At 34.2% G+C, this 25,278-nt stretch carries 25 protein-coding genes; 8 read left to right on the plus strand and 17 right to left on the minus strand.

The features are described 5' to 3' along the window. Positions 1 to 162 precede the first annotated feature (162 nt). Both CHRYMOREF3P_RS03045 and CHRYMOREF3P_RS03050 read left to right on the plus strand, forming a co-directional pair. Positions 163 to 1,299, plus strand: a complete 1,137-nt coding sequence (locus CHRYMOREF3P_RS03045; protein WP_180563836.1) for a helix-turn-helix domain-containing protein — start codon at positions 163 to 165, stop codon at positions 1,297 to 1,299. A gap of 257 nt (positions 1,300 to 1,556) precedes the next feature. Continuing rightward, positions 1,557 to 2,849, plus strand: coding sequence for a serine hydrolase domain-containing protein (locus CHRYMOREF3P_RS03050; protein ID WP_232538963.1), 1,293 nt, complete (start codon positions 1,557 to 1,559; stop codon positions 2,847 to 2,849). A gap of 179 nt (positions 2,850 to 3,028) precedes the next feature. Here CHRYMOREF3P_RS03050 and CHRYMOREF3P_RS03055 read toward each other — a convergent pair whose 3' ends face one another. Continuing rightward, a complete protein-coding gene (locus tag CHRYMOREF3P_RS03055) occupies positions 3,029 to 3,574 on the minus strand; it encodes a hypothetical protein (RefSeq protein ID WP_180563838.1) in 546 nt (181 codons plus the stop codon). 90 nt (positions 3,575 to 3,664) lie between these two features. Between CHRYMOREF3P_RS03055 and CHRYMOREF3P_RS03060 the strand changes: the two genes are divergently transcribed. Together CHRYMOREF3P_RS03060 and CHRYMOREF3P_RS03065 are read left to right on the plus strand one after the other, a co-directional pair. Continuing rightward, a complete protein-coding gene (locus tag CHRYMOREF3P_RS03060) occupies positions 3,665 to 3,898 on the plus strand; it encodes a helix-turn-helix domain-containing protein (RefSeq protein WP_047486272.1) in 234 nt (77 codons plus the stop codon). A 259-nt stretch (positions 3,899 to 4,157) separates the two neighbouring features. Further along, a complete protein-coding gene (locus CHRYMOREF3P_RS03065; protein ID WP_180563839.1) occupies positions 4,158 to 5,195 on the plus strand; it encodes a serine protease in 1,038 nt (345 codons plus the stop codon). A 163-nt stretch (positions 5,196 to 5,358) separates the two neighbouring features. On the opposite strand, the gene CHRYMOREF3P_RS03070 is transcribed toward CHRYMOREF3P_RS03065, so the two are convergent. The 4 genes from CHRYMOREF3P_RS03070 to CHRYMOREF3P_RS03085 form a co-directional block, all read right to left on the minus strand. Continuing rightward, a complete protein-coding gene (locus tag CHRYMOREF3P_RS03070) occupies positions 5,359 to 6,978 on the minus strand; it encodes a DUF6119 family protein (RefSeq protein WP_180563840.1) in 1,620 nt (539 codons plus the stop codon). 493 nt (positions 6,979 to 7,471) lie between these two features. Then, positions 7,472 to 8,389 (minus strand): hypothetical protein, encoded by a 918-nt coding sequence (locus CHRYMOREF3P_RS03075; RefSeq protein ID WP_180563841.1) that lies wholly within the window; start codon positions 8,387 to 8,389, stop codon positions 7,472 to 7,474. Between the two features lie 122 nt (positions 8,390 to 8,511). Further along, complete coding sequence (locus tag CHRYMOREF3P_RS03080; RefSeq protein ID WP_180563842.1) at positions 8,512 to 9,183, minus strand: hypothetical protein; 672 nt, start codon at positions 9,181 to 9,183, stop codon at positions 8,512 to 8,514. Between the two features lie 172 nt (positions 9,184 to 9,355). Further along, a complete protein-coding gene (locus CHRYMOREF3P_RS03085; protein WP_077417082.1) occupies positions 9,356 to 9,943 on the minus strand; it encodes a Crp/Fnr family transcriptional regulator in 588 nt (195 codons plus the stop codon). Between the two features lie 352 nt (positions 9,944 to 10,295). Here CHRYMOREF3P_RS03085 and CHRYMOREF3P_RS03090 point away from each other — a divergent pair, with 352 nt between their 5' ends. Both CHRYMOREF3P_RS03090 and CHRYMOREF3P_RS03095 read left to right on the plus strand, forming a co-directional pair. After that, entirely contained in the window at positions 10,296 to 11,057 is a 762-nt protein-coding gene (locus tag CHRYMOREF3P_RS03090; protein WP_180563843.1) for a hypothetical protein, read from the plus strand. A 122-nt stretch (positions 11,058 to 11,179) separates the two neighbouring features. Then, positions 11,180 to 13,369, plus strand: a complete 2,190-nt coding sequence (locus CHRYMOREF3P_RS03095; RefSeq protein ID WP_077417078.1) for a B12-binding domain-containing radical SAM protein — start codon at positions 11,180 to 11,182, stop codon at positions 13,367 to 13,369. Positions 13,370 to 13,592: 223 nt separating this feature from the next. Here CHRYMOREF3P_RS03095 and CHRYMOREF3P_RS03100 read toward each other — a convergent pair whose 3' ends face one another. The 3 genes from CHRYMOREF3P_RS03100 to atpD all read right to left on the minus strand — a co-directional run bounded on the left by CHRYMOREF3P_RS03100 (position 13,593) and on the right by atpD (position 16,368). Next, positions 13,593 to 14,411 (minus strand): hypothetical protein, encoded by an 819-nt coding sequence (locus CHRYMOREF3P_RS03100; protein WP_180563844.1) that lies wholly within the window; start codon positions 14,409 to 14,411, stop codon positions 13,593 to 13,595. A 78-nt stretch (positions 14,412 to 14,489) separates the two neighbouring features. Then, a complete protein-coding gene (locus CHRYMOREF3P_RS03105) occupies positions 14,490 to 14,771 on the minus strand; it encodes a FoF1 ATP synthase subunit delta/epsilon (protein ID WP_077417074.1) in 282 nt (93 codons plus the stop codon). Positions 14,772 to 14,859: 88 nt separating this feature from the next. After that, positions 14,860 to 16,368 (minus strand): F0F1 ATP synthase subunit beta, encoded by a 1,509-nt coding sequence (atpD, locus tag CHRYMOREF3P_RS03110; RefSeq protein ID WP_077417072.1) that lies wholly within the window; start codon positions 16,366 to 16,368, stop codon positions 14,860 to 14,862. A gap of 216 nt (positions 16,369 to 16,584) precedes the next feature. Between atpD and CHRYMOREF3P_RS03115 the strand changes: the two genes are divergently transcribed. Further along, the gene (locus CHRYMOREF3P_RS03115) at positions 16,585 to 17,505 is read left to right on the plus strand and encodes a bifunctional riboflavin kinase/FAD synthetase (protein WP_077417070.1); all 921 of its coding nucleotides are present in this window, start codon (positions 16,585 to 16,587) and stop codon (positions 17,503 to 17,505) included. 40 nt (positions 17,506 to 17,545) lie between these two features. On the opposite strand, the gene CHRYMOREF3P_RS03120 is transcribed toward CHRYMOREF3P_RS03115, so the two are convergent. Beyond that, positions 17,546 to 18,025 (minus strand): YbaY family lipoprotein, encoded by a 480-nt coding sequence (locus CHRYMOREF3P_RS03120; RefSeq protein WP_228408814.1) that lies wholly within the window; start codon positions 18,023 to 18,025, stop codon positions 17,546 to 17,548. 83 nt (positions 18,026 to 18,108) lie between these two features. Beyond that, on the minus strand, positions 18,109 to 18,462 hold the full coding sequence (locus CHRYMOREF3P_RS03125) for an MmcQ/YjbR family DNA-binding protein (protein ID WP_077417067.1): 354 nt from the start codon (positions 18,460 to 18,462) through the stop codon (positions 18,109 to 18,111). A gap of 118 nt (positions 18,463 to 18,580) precedes the next feature. On the opposite strand from CHRYMOREF3P_RS03125, the gene CHRYMOREF3P_RS03130 reads away from it, so the two are divergent. After that, a complete protein-coding gene (locus CHRYMOREF3P_RS03130; protein WP_077417065.1) occupies positions 18,581 to 19,237 on the plus strand; it encodes an NAD(P)H-binding protein in 657 nt (218 codons plus the stop codon). Positions 19,238 to 19,366: 129 nt separating this feature from the next. Here CHRYMOREF3P_RS03130 and CHRYMOREF3P_RS03135 read toward each other — a convergent pair whose 3' ends face one another. From CHRYMOREF3P_RS03135 to CHRYMOREF3P_RS03165, 7 genes are all read right to left on the minus strand, one after another. After that, positions 19,367 to 19,882: a VOC family protein gene (locus CHRYMOREF3P_RS03135; protein WP_317043615.1), complete on the minus strand. Its 516-nt coding sequence runs from the start codon at positions 19,880 to 19,882 to the stop codon at positions 19,367 to 19,369. A 75-nt stretch (positions 19,883 to 19,957) separates the two neighbouring features. Further along, positions 19,958 to 20,533 (minus strand): glutathione peroxidase, encoded by a 576-nt coding sequence (locus tag CHRYMOREF3P_RS03140; RefSeq protein ID WP_077417063.1) that lies wholly within the window; start codon positions 20,531 to 20,533, stop codon positions 19,958 to 19,960. 35 nt (positions 20,534 to 20,568) lie between these two features. Continuing rightward, positions 20,569 to 21,231, minus strand: a complete 663-nt coding sequence (locus tag CHRYMOREF3P_RS03145) for a histidine kinase (protein WP_077417061.1) — start codon at positions 21,229 to 21,231, stop codon at positions 20,569 to 20,571. Between the two features lie 99 nt (positions 21,232 to 21,330). Continuing rightward, on the minus strand, positions 21,331 to 22,053 hold the full coding sequence (gene kdsB / locus CHRYMOREF3P_RS03150) for a 3-deoxy-manno-octulosonate cytidylyltransferase (RefSeq protein WP_077417059.1): 723 nt from the start codon (positions 22,051 to 22,053) through the stop codon (positions 21,331 to 21,333). A 141-nt stretch (positions 22,054 to 22,194) separates the two neighbouring features. Then, positions 22,195 to 23,181, minus strand: coding sequence for a phosphatase PAP2 family protein (locus CHRYMOREF3P_RS03155; RefSeq protein WP_077417057.1), 987 nt, complete (start codon positions 23,179 to 23,181; stop codon positions 22,195 to 22,197). A 129-nt stretch (positions 23,182 to 23,310) separates the two neighbouring features. Then, positions 23,311 to 23,901, minus strand: a complete 591-nt coding sequence (locus CHRYMOREF3P_RS03160) for a hypothetical protein (protein ID WP_180563845.1) — start codon at positions 23,899 to 23,901, stop codon at positions 23,311 to 23,313. Positions 23,902 to 24,014: 113 nt separating this feature from the next. Continuing rightward, a complete protein-coding gene (locus tag CHRYMOREF3P_RS03165) occupies positions 24,015 to 25,268 on the minus strand; it encodes a pyridoxal phosphate-dependent aminotransferase (protein ID WP_180563846.1) in 1,254 nt (417 codons plus the stop codon). Between the last annotated feature and the right edge of the window lie 10 nt (positions 25,269 to 25,278).

Here is a 25,278-nt window from a genome sequence, read left to right on the forward strand (position 1 = left end):
TAAAGTATTTTGATGATGTCCTTGTTTTGGTCACTTAAGGAGACAATTATTTCATAGTTGTCTCTTTTTTCACAGGTATAAAAAACTGTTGAACAAAAATTACAGTAAAACATCAAATATTTTAATTTGGGAAGAATTAAATTTGTATTTCTATTAGAAACAATGGACAAATACAACTTTTTAGAACTCGTTTCCTCTATTGGGATTTTCATGGTACTTTTGCTTGCCTTGTTTTTGATTACCGTAAAAGCCAAGCACAGACTTTCAAATTGGCTTTTTGCTTTTTTTGTTTTTACCAATGCCGTAGATGCATTAAAATTTTTACAGCGAGAATTTCCTGTTAATTATATCAACCTGGAGGCGTTTCGTTGGAGTATTGTTTATTTGGTCCCGGCATCGTTTTATCTCTATGTATTGTCCGTTTGTTACTCCAATTTTCGCTTAAAACCGAAATATTTACTGCATGCAATTCCCTTTGTTGCTTACAATTTGTATTTAATGTGGGGAATCTATTTTGTAGACAGAGCCTCGAAAATAGATTTTATAAATGGCATGAATGATATGCCTTTAATGCAATTTTTTCAATTTCTTTTTGAATTTTTGTTTCAAGTGTATTTTATTGCTTCATTTCTAGTTATTAGAAAATCCAGAACGGTCTATCTCGAGAATTATACGAATCCGAATATTTCCGTACTTAACGTGCTATACAAAATAACCATTCTGTATTATGTCTTACATTTTATAGTTTTGATAAGATGGCTGGCCACTTTTACCTTTGGTTTGGGTGAGATCCGAGCCTGGATTGTAACGCTGGATGGATTTGCGTTTTTATTTTGTACTTGCTGGTATCTATTTACTGCATTAAACAATCCGGAATTTTTTCGAGGAGTAGATTCTGAGCTGAAACCTATCACAGAAGTTGTTCCGAAACAAAAAACCAGCCTTCTCCCAGTTGAAGAAAAAAATAAGGAAATTAAATTTTTAAAAGATTTTATGGTTGAAAAAGAGCCTTATCTGGATTCCTCATTAACCATTCAGGATTTAGCAGAGCAAGTAGAAATGCCTGTTAAAGATTTATCTACTTTGATTAATTTGTATATGGATAAACACTTTTTCGATTTCGTGAATGAATACAGAATTGAAAAAGCAATGCAAATCCTTAAAGATCCTTCTCAAAAAGAACTGACGGTTTTGGAAATCTTATACCAGGTTGGTTTTAATTCCAAATCTTCGTTCAATACCTCTTTCAAAAAATATACAGGAAAAACACCAACAGATTACAGAAAACAAACTTTGTAAAATCAAATTATTTTCAAAAAATGAGTTCGATTTTTTTTAATCGGTCGCGTCCTGAGACTTTCTGAAGCATATTTGCATCAAAAAAAACAAATTCAAAAAAACTCATGAAAAATATAATTGTACCCTTTCTTTTTCTATTTTCAACACCCGTATTTTCTCAAAAAAGTGAGAAAAATATTCAATTCGTTACGCAACAAAAAAAAGATATCACAGTTGATAAAACGAAAAATAGACACGTTAATCAAATTGATTCCTTAATGGCAAAATCCTATGAAAGAGGTTTATTCAATGGAAATGTCCTGATCGCTAAAAATAATAAAATCATCTATCAGAAATCATTTGGTTTTACAGATGAAACGCATACAACTTATTTAAATGATAAGTCGATATTTAATATTGGCTCCATTGCAAAGGAATTCAATGCTGTTGCCATCATGATTTTAGTGGAACGTGGTCTTCTTAGTCTTGATGACAGGGTATCCAAATTTAATTTGGGCCTGCCGAAATGGTCTGAAAAAGTGACCATAAGACACCTTCTTAATTATGCCAGTGGTATTCCTCCCATCGAACGATTAAAACCCGAAAATGATGCGGCGGCGTGGAATATTTTGAGAAGTAATGACAGCCTGCTCTTTGAACCGGGAACCAGTTACAGGTATGATAATGGAAATGTATTTCTACAAAGAAGAATAATTGAAAAGGTAACCGGAATATCATTTGAGGAATTTGTCATTAAAAATATAGTTAAGCCATTGAAAATGACCAATTCGGTATTTGAGCCCAAATTGGGTTATAAAAACCGAACATCGTGTTATGATATGGACAATGCCCGATGCCCGGAATTGAAATTTATCAGCGGATGGCTCTGGGTAGATAGTAATGATCTCTATAAATGGATTGAAGCACTGAACTCTAATCGATTAATATCCAAAGAATCTCTTCAGACTTTGCTGAATAATCCATACGCAAAAGATGAAGGTGGGTCACTTGGCAGATACTTTGAAAATGACGAATTGCAAAGACATAATGGAGTCTCTTATAAATTTGAATCTATCTATTTAAACGATTTTAAAAATAATATTACCATAATTCTGGTGTCCAATAATCTAAATAGAGTGTGGGACCTGGGGCATATTATTCACAACCTAATGTTGGGAAAAGAGTACGAAATTCCTAAAAAATCTATTTATCAACAGATCAGAAAAGAATCTCTGGGTGACGTAAATAAGGCTATAGAAACCTACCATGTACTCAAAGAAAAATCTAAAAATGAATATAGCTTTGAAAACCCAGGTGAGCTTAATAAACTAGGATATGAACTATTAAGGGGTGGAAATGTAGATTCAGCCCTTAAAATTTTCAGTCTTAATGTTTCTGAATTTCCCGGATCAGCCAACGTTTATGACAGTCGCGGTGAAGCCTACTTCAATAAAAAAGAATATCAATTATCAAAAAACGATTATCAGAAATCATTAGAGCTGGACCCCACCAATCAAAATGCGAAGGAAATGATTTTGAAAATCAACCCACTTTTGTCTTCTAAAAAATAACAATTAAAAAGCACTACTTTAAAAAGTGGTGCTTTTTTCATTCCAGATCGAGTTGTCTGTATTCGACTTATTGAAATTTATAAAATCATTTTTTCTATTCAGATGAATTAAAACTTTTATTTCTTCCCAAGTTTTGAGACTGATCTACAACTCCTACTTTTTATTTGCGCACAACCTTCTTATCCTGAACTGGTATCAGCCATTTTCTTTTCTCTCCTTCTTTGAAGAATAAGGTGGGCAGCATCCAGCATTTTAACCGTATGGATGTAGGGCATCACGATATTTCTTTCCGGTAGATTTTCATAGACGCCCATTGAGAAATAGACGATTCCGGACATAAAATAATCATATTCTTTGATACTGTATGCTCCGAATGCTTTTTTGAAAACCAGCAGAGGATTCCGGTATTCTTTCTCCGAAAGCAGGCCAAGAACCCACGGAGAGATCTTTTCCGGCCGGGTATCGACCGTCCATTGCCTTTCCTTCAGCATGATGAGATATCCTGCCCGGATCAACGACCTCATCGAATGGTAAAACTCAAAGACCACCGCCGGATCTTCATTGATCCAACTATTCCTCTTTACCGCATAATTCATCAAGTTGCTGAGCAATTCTTTGGAAATATCCAGCTCATTGAACTGAAAGAACGTTTCCATCAGCTGCAACCCGGAGCACTTCTTACCTGCCCGAAACCGCATATCAAAATCTGTTTTTATCTTTTTCATTGTTTGTATTTTTTTATAAATGTAAGAAAAGAAATCTAATTACGGTCGATCGACCGTAATTTTTTATTATTTAATTATTTCATTTGCTCCATGACAGATATAAACGAAAAAATTTGTTTATACATTACAAAAAAATGGTTGATACCTTGGCTTCAAGAAGGCAAGTCACAAAATTCTTTTGCCAAAAATCATGGTGTAGAAGAAAGTACCATTAGAAAAATTAAAAGTGAAGAGACCTACAGAATACCAGTTGAAACACTTTTTAAAATATGTGAAGCAAGAAAAATTAGTTTATCTGATTTTTTTAAACTTATAAATGAATAATCCTGACGAAAGTTGGGATTTTTTTGTGATGAAACTTTGGAAATCTTTAAGAAATTCAGTGAAAATACTGATTGAAAATTTTGAAATGCTTTTTATTTTTGTTTTTCCGGAAAATCGTAATCTCAAAATGTCTTCAAATTCAAATTACAGAAATCGATAAAAACTACCAAAATAAAAATATTATACGATGCAACATTAGATATTTAACAACCAGTAATGATTAATCTGCATTTACATATTAAAGAAAACTTTTAATTTAATGATACCATTTCATAAATATCCTGATGTTTATCCTGATTTGATTAGCGAAATGCTTTTATTTTTTTGTAATTACAAAATAGAGGGGAATACCAGAATTATAGAGTCACGTAAGGTTTTTGAATTTTGTGTGTATTACCAAGACAAATTTAAACCCACAGAATTTCCACAACCTGTCTTAATTGCAAAAATTTGTGAAGTACTTGTTGAAAATCATGTACTGAATTTAAATAGAAAAGGATATGGTCCACCAAGTGAAGACATGTACAACTTTATGCCATTTAATGTGGAAGAAACTCTTGCAAATTTGAGGGGTGGGCTTTCAAAAGATATCATTAATATAACATATAATTCTCTAGTCTTTGGTTTCTCATATGTTAATAAATATGCATCTAACAAAGTACAGCCATTACTGAATATAAACGAAAATGAAGACCAGTCCATAGGTACTACATTTAATTATCATAATGGTATAGCCACTGCTAAGCATTGTTTTGACGGAGCAAAAAAAATTGCTATAAAGAATGTCTCTAAAGAAAAATTAAAAGAATCCACATTTTATGTTCACAAAAAAAAGGAAATTGATTTAGTATTTATTCAGTTTAATGATGACCATCTACAATTTTCAGAAACTTTTTTAATGTCTGGTAAGGGAGAAATTCTTGACAAAGTACTTGCAATTGGATTTCCAAATGTTCCAGGTTTTCATTCGTTTCAAACAAGTGAAGTTGCTACTATATCTTCAAGATATACTCCATCAGTAGGAACTATTGCTGCAATAGCACAAGATTTTTGGTTAAAGGAAAATCTCATGCTAATAACAGCAAAAATTAGAGCTGGTAACAGTGGAGGACCTGTAATTAATAACAAGGGAGAAATTATTGGAATTTCATCATACTTACCAACTGGCGAAGGTAATTATGATAATTTAGGATATGGAACAGTAATACCTGTTGAATTTTTAGATTCAATCATTAAAGAAAACTTTACTGAATTTGACAAATCAGGAATTGAATTTATTGATTTTCCTTTATTGTGATTATTACAGAAATTTGAAGATATAATTTTGGACAAACCCACGCTCTCCGAATTCTCCTGACTTTGGAGCAAGTTCAAAGAAAATTATCTTATTTACCAGTTCAAAATCGGGAGACTTTGCGCAGTAGAGGCATAATATTAATAAAATTGGTGACTGCATTAACTTAATACATATCTCTAACCCAAGTCAACTTCACATTAAATCGCATAGCTTGCAAAGTTCTAATTTTGTCTTCCAAAGCCATTTTCGAAAAAAATGTTAATCTATCTTGTGATTTCTCATTAAGAATAAGATAGTGAACCGTAACATTATCAGGTTGATGAGAAAGATGATTTGCAACATCCGGTATGTGTACATTAACTGCTTCTGCATATTTACTCGTAAATTCTGCATATGATTTAGCTGACACATAACCTTGATTAAATAAGTGACTCAATACCGAAGCGCCATAATTATACTTTACATGAAAAAAACTATTTTGATGGAGAACATCGCAAACTTCGAATCTATCTTCGTAAAGATTAATTTGTTTAGCTGCTTCATCAAACAAATAGCCATGAATGTGATTTGATAAATGTGTATTAAAGATATTTTCTTTATTAATTTTTGGATTTTGAGTAAGAGCTTGTTCAATAGCTTCTCTTATATTTTCTTTAATACGATCAGGAATAACAAATTCAGTATCAATGATCTCATCAATTGCATGACTAATACGATCATATTTATCTTTAGAAACTTCAAACCACTCACCACCAGATAAGATATAATTTGTATTGTTTTCTTCAATTTCTCCATACAAGCATTCCAGAATAGACCACTCTTTAATAACATCTTCATCTTCATTGAGAAAAAGAACCTTATCTTCATTGAGGACTTCAAAACTAGGCTGAGGATTTTTGGAGAGATAATCAGATAGAGATAATTCATCGTATAGCTCATCTCCGATTTTAATCGCTGCAACAAGGCTAAAATCATAGTCTATTTCAGGTTCAAACAAAAAGAACGCGTCAGTTGATATAATTAATTTGTTAGGTAATTGTGCATTCAGATCCTGTGATTCTGTACTATTTAGAGGATATATTCCCTTAAATAGTTTTTTAATATCATTGGTGGAAACAGAATTATAAATATCTAAAAGCCTACTTAATTTTGGTTGAAGATATTGAAAACAAGGAATTTCAGTATCATTAAAAAGAAATTGAACATTTAACGAACTATACTTCCCTATCATTCTTGAAAAATCTTCTGATGCATAACTAATTACAGCTAGTTCTTTAAGAGCTTCATTATCCTCCATTGAAAGGAAGAGTTGATCATTTGATATGTCTGCCCCGTATTGGCGCTGCTTATTAACAGGATTTGTTTCATTTACCCGACTATAAGCACTTTTTATCGTTGCTGTTAAATCATTGTTTAATAATTTATTAGCAGTATAAATTCCAAATGTTTTCTCTATTACATTCTTATTTATATTGAAACGCCCCAGCGTTCCAAAATTAATTGCAAAAATTCTATTTTGTACTTCAATAAATAAAGTTACACCAGAACTTTGGTTAGATGGGAAATCACTAGCAAAATTCCCAACAATTTTATTTTTTAAATTCTCAACCCACTTAGGTTCACTGTAGCTACCTAACTTTTTATAAAGGATAGCATTGAGATCTCCTTTATTGAAATTGATTTCATTGTCTTGCCTATAATTTTCAATAAATGTTTCAGGAGCTGCAATGTTTAAATTATTTTTTAAAAGAACTACATTTAATTTTATTTTCTTTTTAGCCATCTGATTATTGATTTAATTGATTATAAATAACACTTATGATTTAAAATTAAGAGCTTTATTAATTAAGACTTATACTGGAAATTAAAAAACTACACTACAAATATCATTATATAGAATGTATTTACTTTATGGTTTTCCGTAAGTAAAGATTAAAATAAAGTTTTCTACATGTTCTAATTTTGACCAATTACATAATTCAGTCACTGCACTAGCTCTCCGAAGTCTCCCCGACTTTCAAGCAAGTTTAAAGGAAACAATCTTATTTACTAGCCCAAAGTCGGGAGACTTTGCACAGCAGAAATTAAAACAAAAAAAATCCCAGCTTTCGTTGGGATTTTTTAAGCAAAATAATATCTAATCCTGTATTCTTATAAGGTTTATATTATTTTTTCACCAGCTCTACTCTACGGTTTTGCGCCTTCCCTTTTTCATAACTATTATCTGTATATCCGTTAGTAAATACCTGTAAAACGTACAATCAGCTGTGGCAACTTTATGCCCCCATATGTTTTAATATCCAGTTTAAACATTCTTTAGAATCCATGATACTCCAGGAATGAGGATGTCTTGTACCGTCCGGACGAATTCCACGATCATTGGTGATGACAAGATCAGCGTTTTTGTGGCCTTTTAGTCGTAATAGATTAATCATAGCTGTAATATCTGCCACATTAAGGTCGTAAATATCCCTTCCTCTGTTTTCCATCTGCCATATAATCCCGGGTTCTGTATAAATCAGAATAGGGATATTCACAAGATATTTTGCATTGCCGCCATCTTTTTCACGATAAGAAAACATGGATTCTCTTACGTAATTGGCTCTGTTTTTATCCGGTGTACCCATAGCATCAACCATTTCAGCAGTTAAATATTTAGCTTCATTAGTTCCAATATCAGAATAGTTTCTTTCCATCTCTCTCTGCAATCTGTAATACATATTCTCGTAATCTAACGGTAGGTCAAGAGCGAATACAGAATTGGGTATAAAATAGGTGTTTTTGTCCCTGATTGCCCTTTCAGCATAGGTAAAAGCCAGCATTCCACCGCCGGAAAGTCCTCCCATTGATATTTTATCTTTGGAAATTTTATGCTTTTCCACTGTATCTTTTACCATTCTGTCTAAAAACTTCTGCTCTATATGAAATCCAAAATCCCCATCTTCCCAGGTTGGGAGTAATACGATAAGATTCTTCTCCAATGCCAGATCATCCAGATTAATCTGATTCATTACTTTTTCGCCATTTTCACCTCCACCCGGTAAAATAACAAGTATTCCTTCAGGTTTATCCTTCGGAAGTAATTTCAAATAATGGTTCTGAGTATCTTTAAAAGTGATTTTTTCAGGAGTCTGCCCAAAAAGGTTAGTACAAAATAGGCCCAGGAGAAGGGTAAAGCATCTGATGTTCATCATTAAATAGGTTATTAGTGGTTATAACGCTGATTCCCAAAAAATATTTGATTCATAAAAAAGGAAACAATCTTATTGACTGGCTCAAAGTCGGGAAGCTTTAAACAACAGGAAATAAAAACCACCTATGTCTTCCTAATTGTATTCCGCGTAAGACTGATATAATTAAACATACAAAATGTTGCTGCCGCCCCGAAAGTATGCCATAAAAAGTGGGTTCCGAAACTGAACCATTCCCATTTATCAACGATACGGAAGGTCAATGCAAAAACAAATGACAGTACAGCAAAGCCTACCCATTTACCAGCTTTCCATTGAGTATACATCAAATAACGCAATACCGAGAAAACTACAAATGAAGCCATGATTGCATAATTTAGGTTGATGAAAAGTGAAGGATTATCTATCAAAATCCAGTTTCTCAAAGCAAACATAAGCAGTACATATACGAGAACCATTACAACAGCATAATACCATTTCGTACTCTGTGCTATAAAATAAAATCCGGCAGACAGGCAGAGCAACATAATGGGCAGCCAATCCATCATAATAAATACCGGCCATTGTCTGAATGAATGATAAACAGTTCCCCCTATGGCACCAATATATAATAAAACCAAACAGTAGGTTAAAAAAGGATATTGTTTAAAATTACCTTTCATTTTAAGGGTCCAAAAAATGGCTATGGCTAAAAAAAATACAGCTGTCACCGCATTTAACGGCTCAGGAAAAAACTGAGCCATATCTGTTTCTTTATATAACATGCCTCCGTCCGGAGGTAAATGATGTATTGGCATTATCCTTTTATATTTGTTCATAGGCATGCTGTAGAACGCAAAATGCAAACAGAGCCGGTTTTATTTAACATGAGTAAATTATTCTAAAATACTTATTTATTTCTCAAAATATTGAAATCTGATGTAATTTTTTAATTAATTCTTTATAAACACTTTTTCCGGCGCATAATCATCAGTTTTTGATCCGCCGCTGACGGATTTTACTTAAGAATTGCGGAGTGATTCCAAGATAGGAAGCAATCTGTGTATTGGGAAGCCTGTTGGCCAGCTGAGAATAATGTTTAAGAAAAAATTCATATTTTTCTTCTCCTGTTGCACTTATATTTTGAAGTACCCGATTTTGGAGCTCGATGAATTTCTGTTCGATAATTATTCTGAAGTTTCTGTCGAATTTGGGATAATAAGTATAAAGAAACCAAAGATCATTTTTTTCAATCTGCAAAACAGTGGAAGTTTCAAGAGCCGCAATATACAATTGACTTGGTTTTTTATGATGAAAACTGTCTATATCCACAATCCAGTCATTCTCTGCCGCAAACTGGAGATTATGTTCTTCGCCGTTACCATCTATATTGTACATTTTTAAACATCCTGAGACAACAAATGTATAATATTGACACACTTCATTTTCTTTCAGAATAAACTGTTTTCGTTTGATTCTCCTTTCAACAAAACGTTCATTCAACAATTCAATTTCTTTCTTTGAAAGCGGAATATAGCTTTTAAAATATTCTACAAGCGGAATGGTTTCTTTTGACATTGTAAATAAAACTTGTTATATAGATTCTGAATAAATCACCATAACAATATATCAAAAAAAACTGAACAGATACACATATGAAAAGCTTCAAAAAAAATAATATCAAAATATAAGCTCAACAATGTTCTTTTTTATATCAACAATCATAAAACAATATGCAGAAGCTCAAAAAACAGATTATTTGTGAAAAAAATATAATATTTGAACGTAAGAAATCACCCATAAGAAAAATATTTGAAAAAATAAATACCTTACTTTCTGGCATAACAAAATTTATCTGATTATATTGCATCTGTCTATTAATAAGTGTTTCCCCCACTGAACAGACCAATGTATATACTTTTAAAAGCCGATGAAAGAATTACAAAAACTCACCAAAGATCAATTATACAAAAAACTCAAAGAAAAATCTGAAAATCTATATACCATTGCCCATGAAGCGCTGGAAAATAATTTCTTTAATGAAAGTTCTTTAGATGAAGAAAGTCTTGCCGAGTTTCTTGAAATGCTGGATGAGGAAACAGCAGAAAAAATAAAAGATGCTTCCCTTCACATTAATAATGAAAATGACGCTCCAGAGATTGTCCTCATAGAGAACGAAAACAGCACTTCCCTTGAATTGATTACCGATGAAAATGAGGGCTATAAAATCATTTTCATAGAAGGTGACATTCATTTATCCGAAACCCTTTTTGTTGAAGACTATATCGTTCTTATTGCAACAGGTAATATACAGGCAGAAAATATTATCATCAACGGTTCACTGTACTGTTCCGGAAATGTTACCAGCAAAGTATTATTCGGAGCATCTGGTAATGATAATGAAACGTATATCGGTGGAAGTATTATGACTTCTCTGATTGCAGAAAACGGACATTATACGGTTGCAGAAGGCAATATATATTCCAGGTATTTAATTAGTTTTCATAACGAAATAACAGGAAAAACCGGAAAGTTCATCGAAAATATCAGCATGGAAAAACCAAGTGAAATTGGACTGTTGAATCCCGAAATTCTTGACGAAGACGGATATTTTGATGAAGATTCTTTTTTAAACTTTATTGATACCAATCCTCCGGATGCCTTATTTGTAAAACCTACTAACTTATTTTGATACATCCCACAGCAACAGATTGTTATAAACCAGAACTCTAAAGACTTTTCATCACTGTTTATAATCAGGAGAAAAAATTTTTTTCTGAAAAAACTTTAGAATAACTTTGCAAAAAATTTCTGTTGAAAGACCTGCTTCTTATTACTCCGCCTTTTACACAACTTAACACTCCTTATCCTGCAACTGCTTATATTAAAGGATTTTTAAATACCAAAAATATTTCCGGTTATCAGGTAGATTTGGGGATTGATGTTATTTTGGAATTATTTTCAAAAGACGGAATTCAGAAGGTTTTCAGCAAAAAAACTGATCTTCATGATACCTCTGAAAATTCTCAGAGAATCTATGCCTTAAGAGAAGAATATATCAAAACCATAGATCAGGTTATTCTGTTTTTACAGGACAAAACGCCCACTTTGGCAAGACAGATCTGCAGTATGAACTTCCTTCCTGAAGCTTCCCGTTTCAACCAGCTGGATGATATGGAATTTGCTTTTGGAAATATGGGTCTGCAGGACAAAGCCAAACATCTGGCAACCTTATACTTAGAAGACATATCTGATTATATTGTTGAAAATATTGATCCTGATTTTGGTTTCAGCAGATATGCTGAACGTCTCGGAAAAAGTGCCAATTCTTTTGATGAATTGTATTCAAAATTATCTGGAGGCTCAACATTTATTGATGAATTTACTTTAAAAATTCTTCGTGAAAAAATAGAAACGGTTCAGCCGAAACTGGTTTGCTTTTCAATCCCTTTTCCCGGCAATCTGTACTCTGCTTTCAAATGTGCGCAATGGATCAAAATGAATCACCCTCACATCAAAATTGCGATGGGTGGAGGTTTCCCCAACACCGAATTAAGAGAAATTAAAGATCAGAGAGTTTTTGAATTCTTTGATTTTATTACCCTAGATGATGGCGAACTTCCTATTGAACTTCTTCATCAAAATTTAGAAATTTCCAATGGAGAAGGTGAATTTAAAAGAACTTTTCTTCTCGAAAATAATGAAGTTGTTTATAAGAATAATTCAAAAAGACACGACTACAAACAGGCTGATATCGGTACTCCGGATTATACAGATCTAAGACTGGATCAATATATTTCCGTTATCGAAATCGCCAATCCCATGCACAGTTTATGGAGTGACGGAAGATGGAACAAACTCACGATGGCCCATGGATGCTATTGGGGAAAATGTACATTCTGTGATATTTCTTTAGACTATATCAAAATCTACGAGCCTATTTCTGCTAAGATCCTGGTAGACCGAATTGAAGAATTGATCAGAACAACAGGTGAAACAGGATTCCATTTTGTGGATGAAGCTGCACCGCCTGCTTTGATGAGAGAGGTTGCTTTGGAAATTCTCCGAAGAAATCTTGTCGTTACCTGGTGGACGAATATCCGTTTTGAAAAAAGCTTCACCAGAGACTTATGCTACCTCCTGAAACTTTCGGGATGTGTTGCTGTTTCCGGAGGACTTGAAGTGGCCAGTGACCGATTGCTGAAATTAATTGACAAAGGAGTTTCTGTAGAACAGGTTGCCAACGTAACAAGAAATTTTACAGAAGCCGGAGTTATGGTGCATGCATATCTGATGTATGGCTACCCTACCCAAACCGTTCAGGAAACAGTTGATTCTTTGGAAATGATCCGGCAGATGTTTGAAATGGGAATTCTTCAAAGTGGTTTCTGGCATCAGTTTGCAATGACTGCCCATTCTCCTGTTGGAATGAAGCCTGAGGATTTTGGAGTAATTCCTATAAAACAGGAAATTCTGTTTGCCAATAATGATATAGACTTTCAGGATAAAACCGGAATTGATCATAACAAGTTCAGTTTCGGATTGAAAAAATCTTTATTCAATTTTATGCATGGAGTGAATTTTGAACTGCCACTTCAGGAATGGTTTGATTTTAAAATTCCAAGAACAACTATTCATCCGGATTATATCCACGACTGTCTTTTAGAAGATGGGCAGTTTCAACTGAAGACCAATTCGAAAGTTGTCTTTCTGACCAAAAATGTAATCGCTGAGAATCGCGTAAAAAATAAAAAGAAATACTCTGGTACATATACGATCCTTACATTCCACCTAAAAACCAATATTGTAAAGGTTGAACTGGAACAGGAAAAGGCAGAATGGCTGATGAATGTATTGGAAGAAAATTCTATTGAAAACTCAAAAAAACCTACTATTCAACAACTTAAGAATCACTTTGAAGAGAATTTTGAAGATTTTGAGCTATTCTGGTTCTCAAAACCAATGCAGCAGTTGAAGGAAAATGGAGTGATTTTAAGTTTATAAAAATTTTCAATTTTTTCTCAGGGATTTTTAAAAATAGGAAGTTTTGTGCTTTTTTATATCCTATGGGATGATTAAGCTCCGTTTTACTTTATGAAAATTATTTTGGCTGAAGCCAATTGTCACTTTATTAAACGAACAAACGGGCTAAAGCCCGTTTCTATTAAATATTATTTCTCTCGAATACAGATTACAAATTTTACAAATCTGTTTTCTCTTTAAAGCATTAATTAGGGGTTTCTTTTGAAACAGTACCCACAGATACTTTTTCCTGAATTTTAATAAAATTTGGATCCATGATAGCCATGCGTTCTGCAAGGGCTTTATAAGTCGGGAACTTTAGAATAGAAGCTCTCCCAGACATTTCTTTGTAAATCGTGAAAGATTTTCCGCCTGCTGTCTTTAATTGCTTTGTGGTCGTAATATACCTGCCGATTAGTTTGCTTTTGGCATCATAAATCTCAATATCTATAGGTGTTTTATCCATAATTATATCCTGTGAGCCGAAACTTACAGGCAGATTAGTAAAATATCCCACCGGAACACCATTACTTAAGATCTCTCCCACTTTATTGACCTCAATATTCAGTTTATCTATTTTCTTTCTGATAGTGTAAGCATCTTTGGTCTTGCTGTCCAGCTTTCTTTTCGGAACATTTGAAAAGATATCATCCAGGTTTTTCACATTGATTCCTTTATTATCAATGATTTTAAGATCCTTAACCGAAGTAAAAACCGCTGACTTTTCTTCACCGGAGAACGCTGAAGGTGATGAATAATCAATTTCAATCGTTTTGTCCCTGTTATATACTCTATTGATACTGATATAGCTGTCGCGAACAGAATCAACGATACTTTTATCAATGAATTTTATAGTATACATTGGGGTTTCCTTCAGATCCATAAACGTATATTCGCTGGATTTGTTAGACAGTTTCGCTACCGGAATACCATCCAGATTGATAATTCCTCTTTTGGTTTTGATATTCTGAGCTTGAAGGAAAACACCCAGAACTGTAAAGAATATGATTATGCCTCTCTTCATACAATCAAACTTTTACAAATAAAAAAAGTGTAACACAAAGTTACACTTTCTTGAAAATATATTTAGCTTTTCATTTAATTATTCACAAAGGATAATACCTTTATCATGATTAAATTCTACAACACCGCTTTTGATAGCATAAGCAAAAACAGAGTCTTTTCCAGCTTCTTTGGTAAAGTTTTTAGCAAAAGCCTCATCAATAGAATTAGCAAAAAGCTTTACATTACCTCCGATCAAAGAAGAAACAATTCCCGCGTGGTTTTTCATGATGTGAAATTCACCATTTTTTCCAGGCAACAATACTGAGTCTACTTCTCCTTCAAAAACTACGTATTCTGGTGTTAAAATTTTTATATTCATTTTAATTTAGATTTGAAGATTTCAGATTTCAGATTTCAGACAACCTTAAAGTCTCATGTCTGGTATCTTTTATCTTTATGTCTAATTATTAAGCGTTTTCAGCTAACATTTTTTGTCCTGCTTCGATAGCTTCTTCGATAGTTCCTTTCAAGTTGAAAGCAGCTTCTGGTAAGTGATCTAATTCACCATCCATAATCATAGTAAATCCTTTGATTGTATCTTTAATATCTACCAATGATCCTGGAATACCTGTAAACTGTTCTGCTACGTGGAAAGGCTGAGATAAGAATCTCTGAACTTTTCTTGCACGGTATACAACAGATTTATCTTCTTCAGAAAGTTCTTCCATACCAAGGATTGCGATGATATCCTGAAGAGCTTTGTATCTTTGAAGAATTTCTTTTACTCTTTGAGCACAGTCATAGTGTTCCTGACCGATAACTTCCGGAGCAAGGATTCTTGAAGTAGAAGCCAATGGATCTACCGCTGGGTAAATACCTAATGAAGCAATCTTTCTATCAAGTACCGTAGTTGCATCCAAGTGAGCAAACGTAGTTGCAGGAGCCGGGTCAGTTAAGTCATCCGCAGGTACGTATACCGCTTGTACTGAAGTAATTGAACCATTTTTAGTTGAAGTAATTCTTTCCTGCATCGCACCCATTTCAGAAGCAAGAGTTGGTTGGTAACCTACCGCTGATGGCATACGACCAAGAAGTGCAGATACCTCAGAACCAGCCTGTGTAAAACGGAAGATGTTATCTACGAAGAAAAGTACGTCTCTACCTTGTCCGCTTTCTCCACCGTCTCTGTAGTACTCAGCTAATGTAAGACCAGAAAGTGCTACTCTAGCTCTTGCACCTGGCGGCTCGTTCATCTGTCCGAAAACGAATGCAGCTTTAGAATCTTTCATAGCTTCTAAATCTACTTTAGAAAGATCCCAACCTCCGTTTTCCATAGAGTGCATGAAATCATCACCATACTTGATAATTCCTGATTCCAGCATCTCTCTCAAAAGGTCATTTCCTTCTCTCGTTCTTTCACCTACTCCGGCAAAAACAGAAAGACCTCCGTGTCCTTTTGCAATATTGTTAATCAACTCCTGAATCAATACTGTTTTACCTACACCGGCACCACCGAACAAACCAATTTTACCTCCTTTTGCGTAAGGCTCAACTAAGTCGATTACTTTAATACCTGTAAATAAAACTTCTGCAGAAGTTGAAAGTTGATCAAATTTTGGAGCTGGTCTGTGAATTGGTAGACCACCCTCCTTAGAAATATCTTGAAGTCCGTCGATAGCATCACCAACAACGTTGAATAGTCTTCCGTTTACAGCCTCTCCGATTGGCATCATAATAGGATTTCCGTATCCAATTACGTCCTGCCCTCTTTTAAGACCGTCAGTAGCGTCCATTGCGATACATCTTACTGTATCTTCGCCAATATGTTGTTCTACCTCTAAAACTACTTTTTCACCGTTTTCTTTTGTAATTTCTAACGCGTCATAGATTGCTGGAACAGCTTCCACATCTGTGAAGACAACGTCGATTACCGGACCAATAATTTGAGAAATTTTACCTTTAATTTGGTTTGCCATTGCTAAATTTTTTCTTGGTGCAAATATAGTGATTCTTCATAAACCCGCAATTGGTAAAAAAAAGATTTTTATCATGCTTTTGAGAATAGATTATTTTAGTATTATAACGATATAACAATGAATAGGTGCTGCAATAGTAAGGTTATAGGTATTACTCCATTGTTATATTGATACATTGGCACATTATTTCTATATTTGCAGTCAAATTTTTCCGTTTTGAAAGTTTTCAAGAATTTTACAGATTATTCCTCACAGAAGCCTTTAGCATTGTCTTTAGGAATGTTTGACGGGGTACATCTCGGGCACAAGAGTATTATTGATGAACTGACGAAAGTAGGTACAGAGAACAATCTGGAAACTGCTATCCTTACTTTCTGGCCGCATCCAAGGTTTGTTTTTAATCCTAATGAAGATTTAAAACTTCTGAATACCTTAGAAGAAAAGAAACAGCTGGTTGAGAAGTATGGTGTTGATAATCTGTTCCTGAAGGAGTTTGATGAAGAGTTCAGAAACTTAACCGGAGAAGAATTTGTACGTCAAATTTTAATTGATAAACTCAACGTTAAATACCTTATTATAGGATATGACCATTCTTTCGGAAAAAACAAGAGTGGAAATTTTGAACTTCTTCAAACATTATCCAAGGAGCTTGATTTTGATGTTGAACAAATGGAAGCAATCAATATTCACGAAAACAATATCAGTTCCACGAAAGTACGTAATGCCCTTTTAACAGGAAATATTAAGGAGGCCAACGAAATGCTGGGATACTCCTACTCTGTTTCAGGAACGGTAGTTCACGGGAAGAAAATCGGAAGAACAATTGGCTATCCAACGGCCAATATTGATACGGAATCAATTAAACTTTTACCTAAAAAAGGAGCTTATATTGTAGAAGTATTCATAAAAGGCAACCAATATAAAGGAATGCTGAGTGTGGGAACCAACCCTACGGTAAATGGAGAGAAATTAACTGTGGAAGTTTATATCCTTGATTTTGATGGAGATATCTATGATGAAGAAATTACGGTAAGTTTCAGAGATTTTCTTCATGATGAAATCAAATTTGAAGGTCTTGAAAAATTGATTGAAAGACTGGACGAAGATAAGAGGTTAACAGAGAAATTTGATTTTTAAGATATCAAAAAGGCTATTCAGTGATGAATAGCCTTTTTATTTATTTCAATATTTTTAAGTATATTTTCTGAGGTTCACTACTTAGTTTCACGTTAGGAAACTGTTTGTCATAATCAACAAAAATATCCCCTTTTTCATCTGCTTTTCCGTTTCCGTCAGAATCCCAGCTTATTGTTACATAATATTTTGCCGGTCCTGCAGGTTTTGGATTGATTTTGCTTTCAGCATCTTTGGGTACTGGCAGGTCAATAGTGAACGGTACAGATTTCTGCTCATACTCTTTTTCTGTAATTAAAGTGGCAGGAGCATCTGCCAGTTTTTCATCCATTCCGTATAAGCTTACTTTAAGTTTTGGATTTTTAATCGTAAAATTCTCTGTTCCTGAAAATTCTATTTTAAGATTTTCTGAAGCTGAGACAGCAGAAGCCGGATTTTCAGCAGTGCTTTTCTTTACTGATTGGGTGCAGCTTGACAACATCAATGTACCTGCTGCTACGAATAATAAAAGGTGATTTCTCATTTGTTATTTATTTTGTTAACATTAATCATGTATTTCACTGACCATATGTAACAAATTCCATACCTTAAATTATTTTTATTATTTTATAAAGAATTTACTGCATTCTGAGCCTTCTTTGTCAGGGATTTAAAAACCAAATCATAGGAATGGTCAATGAGTTTAAAGATCATATCTCTTTTCAAACCATCTGCTGTTACAGAATTCCAATGGGTTTTGTTCATATGATAAGCCCCTGTAATCTGAGGATACTGTTCACGAAGCTCTGCACTCCATTCAGGATCTGTTTTTACATTAATCGCTAAGGGTTGTCTTTCAAGCCCCATCAGTAAAAACATTTTGGTGTCTACTTTCAACACAAGAGTCTCGTTATCAAACGGAAAGCTTTCCGTAACTCCTTTTTTCGCAAGACAGTAATCTAAAATTTCGTTGGCATCCATATCAGAGATAAGTAATGAGTGATCAATAATTAGTAATGATTAAATGATATAATTCTTTAATCTTTAATTCAAATTTAGTAAATTTAAGAAAGAAATAATCTCACAAATCACAATTATTATGAAAGCTTTGGTAATAGGTGCTACAGGCGCCACGGGAAAAGATCTTGTCAATCAGCTATTGAATGACAAAGAGTTTGACGAAGTGGATATTTTTGTTAGAAAACCTGTTGATATTCAGGATGAAAAGCTTAAGGTTCATATTGTGAATTTTGAAAAGCCTGAAGAATGGAAAGATATGGTGAATGGAGATGTGGCGTTTTCGTGCCTGGGAACTACTTTAAAAGATGCAGGAAGTAAAGAGGCTCAAAAGAAAGTAGATTTCGATTATCAGTATGAATTTGCAAAAGCTGCGAGAGAAAATAATGTGGAAGATTATATTCTGGTATCCGCTTATGGTGCCAATCCGCAGTCCAAAATTTTCTATTCTAAAATGAAAGGTGAGCTGGAAGAAGCCGTAAAGCTGCTGCATTTCAATAAGATCACTATTTTCAAACCGGGAATGCTTGAACGAACAAATTCTGAGAGAACCGGAGAAGTTCTTGGCAGCCGGATTATAAAATTTGCCAATAAACTGGGGTTATTAGAAAGCCAGAAGCCACTCCCCACCAATATTCTGGCAAAAGCAATGATAAAATCTTCAAAAATAAAAAGTAACGGATACTCCAGTATAAAACTTGGAAATATTTTCTGTTTTGCGGAAAAGACTAATGAATAAAAGATTAGAGGTACTGGCTTCGGGATAATGCGGTTTGGCTTTGTTATTAATTTCCCTAAAACCTAAGCCCTACCCCCTATTACCTATTACCTATTACCTATTACCTATTACCTATTACCTATTACAAAATTACTTTGTGGTTTTACTTCCCATTTTTTGCCCCAGCTTTTCATATTCAATATCATTAGGTTCCCAAAGTTCTATTTTGTTGCCTTCTATATCCATAATATGGACAAATTTCCCATATTCATAAATCTCCATTTTATCAACAATGGTTACATTTTCTTTTTTAAGCTGCTCGATCAGTTTTTCAAGATTTTCTACCCGATAATTGATCATGAAATCTTTCTCAGAAGGCTGAAAATATTTTGTTTTTTCACTGAAAGGACTCCATTGGCTAAATCCTTTTTTAGATTGATCTGCTCCCTGATACCACTCGAATACAGCTCCGTATTCATTGGTCACAAGTCCCAGATGGCTTTCATACCATTCTCTCATCTTTTTAGGATCTTTACATTTAAAAAAGATTCCGCCGATACCGGTTACTCTTTTTGTTTCATCAGATTTATTTTCTGTAACGGCTTTAAAAGCAAATCCTGACATAAAAGCTGCCAGAATAGAAAGGGTAAAAATTATTTTCTTCATAAGAAATCATTGATGGTTATAAAAATAAAAAAAGTGGATGTAAACACCCACTTGTAAAAATATACTTTTTTCTCTTTATTTCAGATACTTTGTAATCGCCTCATCAGTAGGCTTTGTAGTACTTACAAAAGAATCAATCAATTTTCCGTTTTCATCAACCAGGAATTTGGTAAAGTTCCAAAGAATGGTTGTATTTTTTACTCCGTTTAATTCCTGTTCTGTTAAATACTTGAAGATCGGGGCGGTATCATCTCCTTTTACGGAGACTTTAGCTGCCAAAGGGAATGTCACTCCGTAATTTTTCTGACAGAAAGCGCCAATTTCGGTATTGGTTCCAGGTTCCTGTCCGCCAAAATTATTGGCAGGGAATCCTACTACAACCAGCTTATCTTTATATTCCTCATATACTTTCTCAAGATCAGCATACTGAGGAGTAAATCCACATTCTGAAGCGGTATTGACAATCAGGATTTTCTTTCCTTTGAAATCTGCAAAATTGATTTCTTTCCCGTCAAGACTTTCTACTTTGAAGTCATATATTGTTTTTCCCATAAGTTCAGTGGTTTTGGCTTTAGAAATTTCACTTTTTTGATTGGTGCAGCTTTGCAGGAATGCTATACAAGAAAGCAGCAGTAAAAAAATATTTTTCATTTTTTATCATTTTATGCAGCCGGGCTGCAGTTGAATTAAAACTTAAAAATGTTAGCCGGAAAAACTTTGTTGATTTCTACTTTGTTCAGTAACATCACATAATCTCCGTCTTTTTTGGTACTGGAAGATTCAATTCTGAAAGGCATAATAATATTTCCTACTTTTTTATAGTCAGAATATATCAGCGTTTCATCTTTTTTCACTTCTTTTAAAAGCATATAAGTCTTTGTATCAAAATAATACATATTCTTATTCACATTTTTGGTAAGTTCTACTTTATGACAGTAGATGTCTCCTACTTTTTCTTTTCCAAGATATTTGGCATCAAAACCTTTGTTTTCCCAATCAATGAAGTCATTATCAAAACTTTCCGGTACATATTCAGGGTATTCCTGAAGTTTATTGGCGGCATAATTCATTGCATATCCTTTGGTACCGTCAAAACCTTCAATTGCAGTTTCTTTTCCGCCGGTAGTAATTAATGTTTTAGTAAGATTTGGACGCTGCTGATAAATTTTTATCGGATATTCATCTTTGATTCCCAATACTACTTTTCCCTGAAGCAATACTGAATTCAAAAGTTTCCAATTGGTTAACCCTCCGGATAATTCAATGTTTTTGTCTATAATTTCCTTTGCAGTCTGCGCAAATGTTAAATACGAAAATATCAGTCCAAATACTAATAGTAACTTCTTCATTAATTTTATTTATAAATTCAAATATAGGGGGATTTATGTACAATTGCAAAAAAAGGCGAAAGAGCGAATCTGTGAATCTGCTTTTTGCCTCTACATTATTTAAATCAGCTTTCTGGCTTTTTCAAGATCTTCCGGTGTATCAATACCCACTCCTACGAAATTGGTTTCTATCATTTTGATCTTCATTCCGTATTCAAGATAGCGGATGCATTCGATTTTTTCAGATATTTCCAATGGTTTCATTTCCAGTTTTGAAAACTGCAATAGCGCTTCCTTCCTGAAAGCATATACCCCAATATGTTTAAAATAGCTTATACCATAGGAAACTTCCCTATGAAAAGGGATTACAGAACGGCTGAAATACAAAGCAAAACCATTGTTATCTGTAATAACTTTTACATTATTAGGATTTTCAACTTCCTCTTTCTCATGCAGCTGTATTTTTAAAGAAGCTAAAGAAATTTCCTGCTGATCATCATGTTTAAAGACTTCAATCAGCTGATGTAAAGGTTCCAGTTTAAGGAAAGGCTCATCACCCTGAACATTGATCACGATATCGCAGTCTATATTCTGTACAGCTTCTGCAATACGGTCGCTTCCAGTCTCGTGCTGTCCTGTCATAACAGCTTTTCCACCGTTTTTTTCGATTTCATCAAAAATAATTTCAGAGTCTGTTGCCACAAAAACTTCGTCAAATAGCCCGGTTTCCACTACGTTCTGATAAGTGGTAGTGATAACGGTTTTTTCTCCTAAAATCTGCATTAGTTTCCCTGGAAAACGGCTCGCTTCGTAACGTGCAGGGATGACAGCTATTATTTTCATTCAATAAAAATATTAAGTAAATCTCTTTAATTCAACAGGTTTCATTGCAATATTTGTAAAAGCTGCAATAATCCTTTTATCTTGAGATCAAATGTAGTGAAAAGTATCTTATTTACTCTACAAAACAGAGTTTTTGGCAGCTTAAAAAGAGAGTTTTACACCTACCATATTATATTCCCATTGGCGGGATGCCGTAAAATTCAGATTATATTTTGTTTTTCCGATGGTGCCTTCTGATGAAGTATATCGGCTTTTTGATATTGTTTTTCCAATAAAATATCCCATTAATAAAGCGAGCGGATAATCTGAAGCCCAGTGAACTTTACTTTGCATCATCTGAAAACATAAAGCTCCTGCTAAAGTGTACCCTATCGGTTTGATCCATACTGCATCCGGATAATTATCTGCAATCACTGTAATTCCAGCCATAAAGGTTGTTAAATGTCCTGACGGCATCGCATCATAGTTCGAGGTATTCCTGCCAAATTCTGAAAAGCTTGGAAAAGGATTCCAGGCACCTCCTTTATTTCCGTTGATCTCTGCAATAAAAGGGCTTTCTCTTCCGGTAATTCTTTTGATAGTTTGGGTGAAAACTCCGGAAAGAATTAAACTTTCCATCAAACCACTGGCTGTAGCCTGTGCCCTGTAATCATTTTTAATCAAACCATACGTTCCAAAACCAATGCCCAGTAAGACCAGTGTGGAACCATTTCCTATCAGATATAAGGTAGATCCAATATCTTTAGGGATTTTAAAAACACCACCTATTTTGTTGTAGTTATTGTCTTTATCCATTCCCCATCTTTCTCCCAACTCTCTTGAATTGTCAATCAGTTTCTGATCAAATGGCAAGAGAATCAGAGTAGCAGCAACGGCACCTCCAAGATAATAAGCATGATCTTTGGCAACGAAATCTTTATTTGTATTGATAAAGTTTCTGGGTAATTTCGTTACAAAGTCCAATAATTTGGGTTTTGGGTAAGTTCTGACAGAACCGTCTTTCAAGGTATAAGTCTGTACTTTTTGCAGCTCAGATTCCTTGGGCAATTCTTTTACTTTCAGTGTGTCAACTTCTTGTGAGCATACCAATATTGAAACTGGTAAGAGTAGAAATCTCAGTTTTTTCATCGTGTAATTTTCAACTTTATTATATTCAGGTGTGTGTAAAAGCCTCAAAGGTAATTCCTAGTTGAGCTTAGTACAAAGAAGTTGTTTAATTTTTAATATTTATTTAATCTTTTACGGATAAACGCACATCTAATTCAAATATTTGATGAGAAAAATAACTCCGTACATCCAGGAAATGTACAGAAAAGAGTAAAAAAAACCGAATCCAATGCTTTTTAAGAAATCGCCTTTACATTTTCCTGAATTTTTAAAAACCAATCTGAGTGCCCTGAAAAACACCCAATACAAGCTGGCAGTCAATAATAATATAGCCGACCAAAAGAAAAGTCCCAAAAAATAAGAAAGAAAGATCAACAAAATTGAAAATACAATCCACAAAAGAATGGAAATGATAATGCCTCCTATTCCATCGCCTACAGCTGGGGGATCAAATTCAAAACCATTAAGTTTTGGGGTTTTATCAGTATATCTTTGTATTCTTTCTTTGTTTAAAACATTCCCGACATTGTCTTTCAATTTCAAGCCATAATACAGTCCTGCACTGATAAACAGAAAAAATGTTCCAGCCAAAAAAGAGGTTGATACAATAGAATTCTGAAATAGAGAGCGATGTGCTGCTTTTCCGGAAAGCCAAACGCTTAGAATTACTACTGCAATAATCACCAGCGTTGAAAAAAACAGATATTTTGTTTCCAGAAAAGATTTCCGTGGAAGTTTCATGGTTTATATTGTATTTGAAACGCTTCGACTCCGCTCAGCCTGACACTATTAATATAAATTTAATTTTAATGATGTCATGCCGGACAGAGTCGAAGCATATTTTTATGTAAAGCCTATTTTAAATTGTTCAAAGCACTTTCCAGTTTTGGAAGCATTACTTTGATCTCATCTGTAGCCAATCCTCCTACAGAAGCACGGAACCAAGGTTCAGATTTGTCTTCTCCGAAGGCTGAGAATGGTACTAAAGCCACCCCTGCTTCATTGATCAGGTAAAATACCAGGTCTGAAGAGTTTTCAATGATTCCTCCATCGGGTTTTGTTTTTCCGATATAGTTTAACTTAATCGTAAGATAAAGAGCTCCCATGGGTTCGATACTGTCTACTGAAAGTCCTTTTCCTTTTAAATCCTGAACTCCGTTGTGAAGAACTTTTAAACTTTCTTCAAGTTTACCTTTAAAATCCTCAACAAAAGTATCTACATTCTCTGGGTTTGCATAGAATTTAGCCGTAGCTTCCTGCTCTGGTTTTGGTGCCCATGCTCCAACGTGAGTAAGAAGTGCTTTCATTTTATCAAGAATATGAGCAGGCCCGAATCCCCATCCTACACGTACTCCTGTTGCTGCAAGGCATTTGGAAATACCATCGATGTAGATTGTATAGTCTTTCATTTCAGGGAAAAGAGAAACAGGATCTACATGCTCAGCGCCAAAAGTAAGACAAGAATAGATCTGGTCATACATTAAGTATAACGGTTTTTCGTCTGCCCCTCTTTTTTTGTTTTCAGCGATGACCAATTCACAGATTTCTGAAAGCTGCTCTTTTGTAAACATTGTTCCTGTAGGGTTCAATGGTGAGCAAAGTGCTAATAATACAGCTCCATCCAGATGAGGTCTTAGATCATCTGCTGTCGGAAGAAAGTTAGTTTCAGGTTTTGTTTTTACTTCTACAGCATTGGCAGAAGTAAGATAAGCATAGTGATTGTTGTTCCATGATGGTGTAGGATAAACTACTTTATCTCCTTCGTCTACAATTGTTTTGTATACCGCATAAATCAAAGGTCTTGATCCTGCCGTAATCAAAATATCTTCTGGAGAATAGTCCAGGTTCCATCTTTTTTTAAGGTCTTTGGAAACTTCTTTTCTTAAAGATAAAAGTCCATTTGCAGGCGGATAATTCGTCAGATTATTCTGATATGCTTTCTGAATCTCTTCCTTCAGCAATGCCGGAATAGGATAGATATTAGAATTCAGATCACCAATAGTAAGATTGGCAATTTCTGCTCCCTTTGCTTTTAGATCATTTACTTCGTTACCAATTTTTACAATTTCAGAACCGATCAGGTTCGCTGCTAATTTTGAAACTTTCACTTTTTCTTAT

Source organism: Chryseobacterium sp. JV274 (assembly GCF_903969135.1).
GTDB lineage: Bacteria > Bacteroidota > Bacteroidia > Flavobacteriales > Weeksellaceae > Chryseobacterium.

What these genes read in the sequence shown, in the direction of transcription:
- CHRYMOREF3P_RS03070 (WP_180563840.1), bottom strand. Translation starts at nt 6,978, where the DNA reads ATGGCTAAAAAGAAAATAAAATTAAATGTAGTTCTTTTAAAAAATAAT.
- CHRYMOREF3P_RS03045 (WP_180563836.1), top strand. Translation starts at nt 163, where the DNA reads ATGGACAAATACAACTTTTTAGAACTCGTTTCCTCTATTGGGATTTTC.
- CHRYMOREF3P_RS03100 (WP_180563844.1), bottom strand. Translation starts at nt 14,411, where the DNA reads ATGAAGAGAGGCATAATCATATTCTTTACAGTTCTGGGTGTTTTCCTT.
- CHRYMOREF3P_RS03080 (WP_180563842.1), bottom strand. Translation starts at nt 9,183, where the DNA reads ATGCCAATACATCATTTACCTCCGGACGGAGGCATGTTATATAAAGAA.
- CHRYMOREF3P_RS03140 (WP_077417063.1), bottom strand. Translation starts at nt 20,533, where the DNA reads ATGAAAAATATTTTTTTACTGCTGCTTTCTTGTATAGCATTCCTGCAA.
- CHRYMOREF3P_RS03055 (WP_180563838.1), bottom strand. Translation starts at nt 3,574, where the DNA reads ATGAAAAAGATAAAAACAGATTTTGATATGCGGTTTCGGGCAGGTAAG.
- CHRYMOREF3P_RS03050 (WP_232538963.1), top strand. Translation starts at nt 1,557, where the DNA reads ATGGCAAAATCCTATGAAAGAGGTTTATTCAATGGAAATGTCCTGATC.
- CHRYMOREF3P_RS03085 (WP_077417082.1), bottom strand. Translation starts at nt 9,943, where the DNA reads ATGTCAAAAGAAACCATTCCGCTTGTAGAATATTTTAAAAGCTATATT.
- CHRYMOREF3P_RS03105 (WP_077417074.1), bottom strand. Translation starts at nt 14,771, where the DNA reads ATGAATATAAAAATTTTAACACCAGAATACGTAGTTTTTGAAGGAGAA.
- CHRYMOREF3P_RS03155 (WP_077417057.1), bottom strand. Translation starts at nt 23,181, where the DNA reads ATGAAAAAACTGAGATTTCTACTCTTACCAGTTTCAATATTGGTATGC.
- CHRYMOREF3P_RS03135 (WP_317043615.1), bottom strand. Translation starts at nt 19,882, where the DNA reads ATGAAGAAAATAATTTTTACCCTTTCTATTCTGGCAGCTTTTATGTCA.
- CHRYMOREF3P_RS03130 (WP_077417065.1), top strand. Translation starts at nt 18,581, where the DNA reads ATGAAAGCTTTGGTAATAGGTGCTACAGGCGCCACGGGAAAAGATCTT.
- CHRYMOREF3P_RS03065 (WP_180563839.1), top strand. Translation starts at nt 4,158, where the DNA reads ATGATACCATTTCATAAATATCCTGATGTTTATCCTGATTTGATTAGC.
- CHRYMOREF3P_RS03160 (WP_180563845.1), bottom strand. Translation starts at nt 23,901, where the DNA reads ATGAAACTTCCACGGAAATCTTTTCTGGAAACAAAATATCTGTTTTTT.
- CHRYMOREF3P_RS03125 (WP_077417067.1), bottom strand. Translation starts at nt 18,462, where the DNA reads ATGGATGCCAACGAAATTTTAGATTACTGTCTTGCGAAAAAAGGAGTT.
- atpD (WP_077417072.1), bottom strand. Translation starts at nt 16,368, where the DNA reads ATGGCAAACCAAATTAAAGGTAAAATTTCTCAAATTATTGGTCCGGTA.
- CHRYMOREF3P_RS03060 (WP_047486272.1), top strand. Translation starts at nt 3,665, where the DNA reads ATGACAGATATAAACGAAAAAATTTGTTTATACATTACAAAAAAATGG.
- CHRYMOREF3P_RS03090 (WP_180563843.1), top strand. Translation starts at nt 10,296, where the DNA reads ATGAAAGAATTACAAAAACTCACCAAAGATCAATTATACAAAAAACTC.
- CHRYMOREF3P_RS03145 (WP_077417061.1), bottom strand. Translation starts at nt 21,231, where the DNA reads ATGAAGAAGTTACTATTAGTATTTGGACTGATATTTTCGTATTTAACA.
- CHRYMOREF3P_RS03075 (WP_180563841.1), bottom strand. Translation starts at nt 8,389, where the DNA reads ATGATGAACATCAGATGCTTTACCCTTCTCCTGGGCCTATTTTGTACT.
- kdsB (WP_077417059.1), bottom strand. Translation starts at nt 22,053, where the DNA reads ATGAAAATAATAGCTGTCATCCCTGCACGTTACGAAGCGAGCCGTTTT.
- CHRYMOREF3P_RS03120 (WP_228408814.1), bottom strand. Translation starts at nt 18,025, where the DNA reads ATGAGAAATCACCTTTTATTATTCGTAGCAGCAGGTACATTGATGTTG.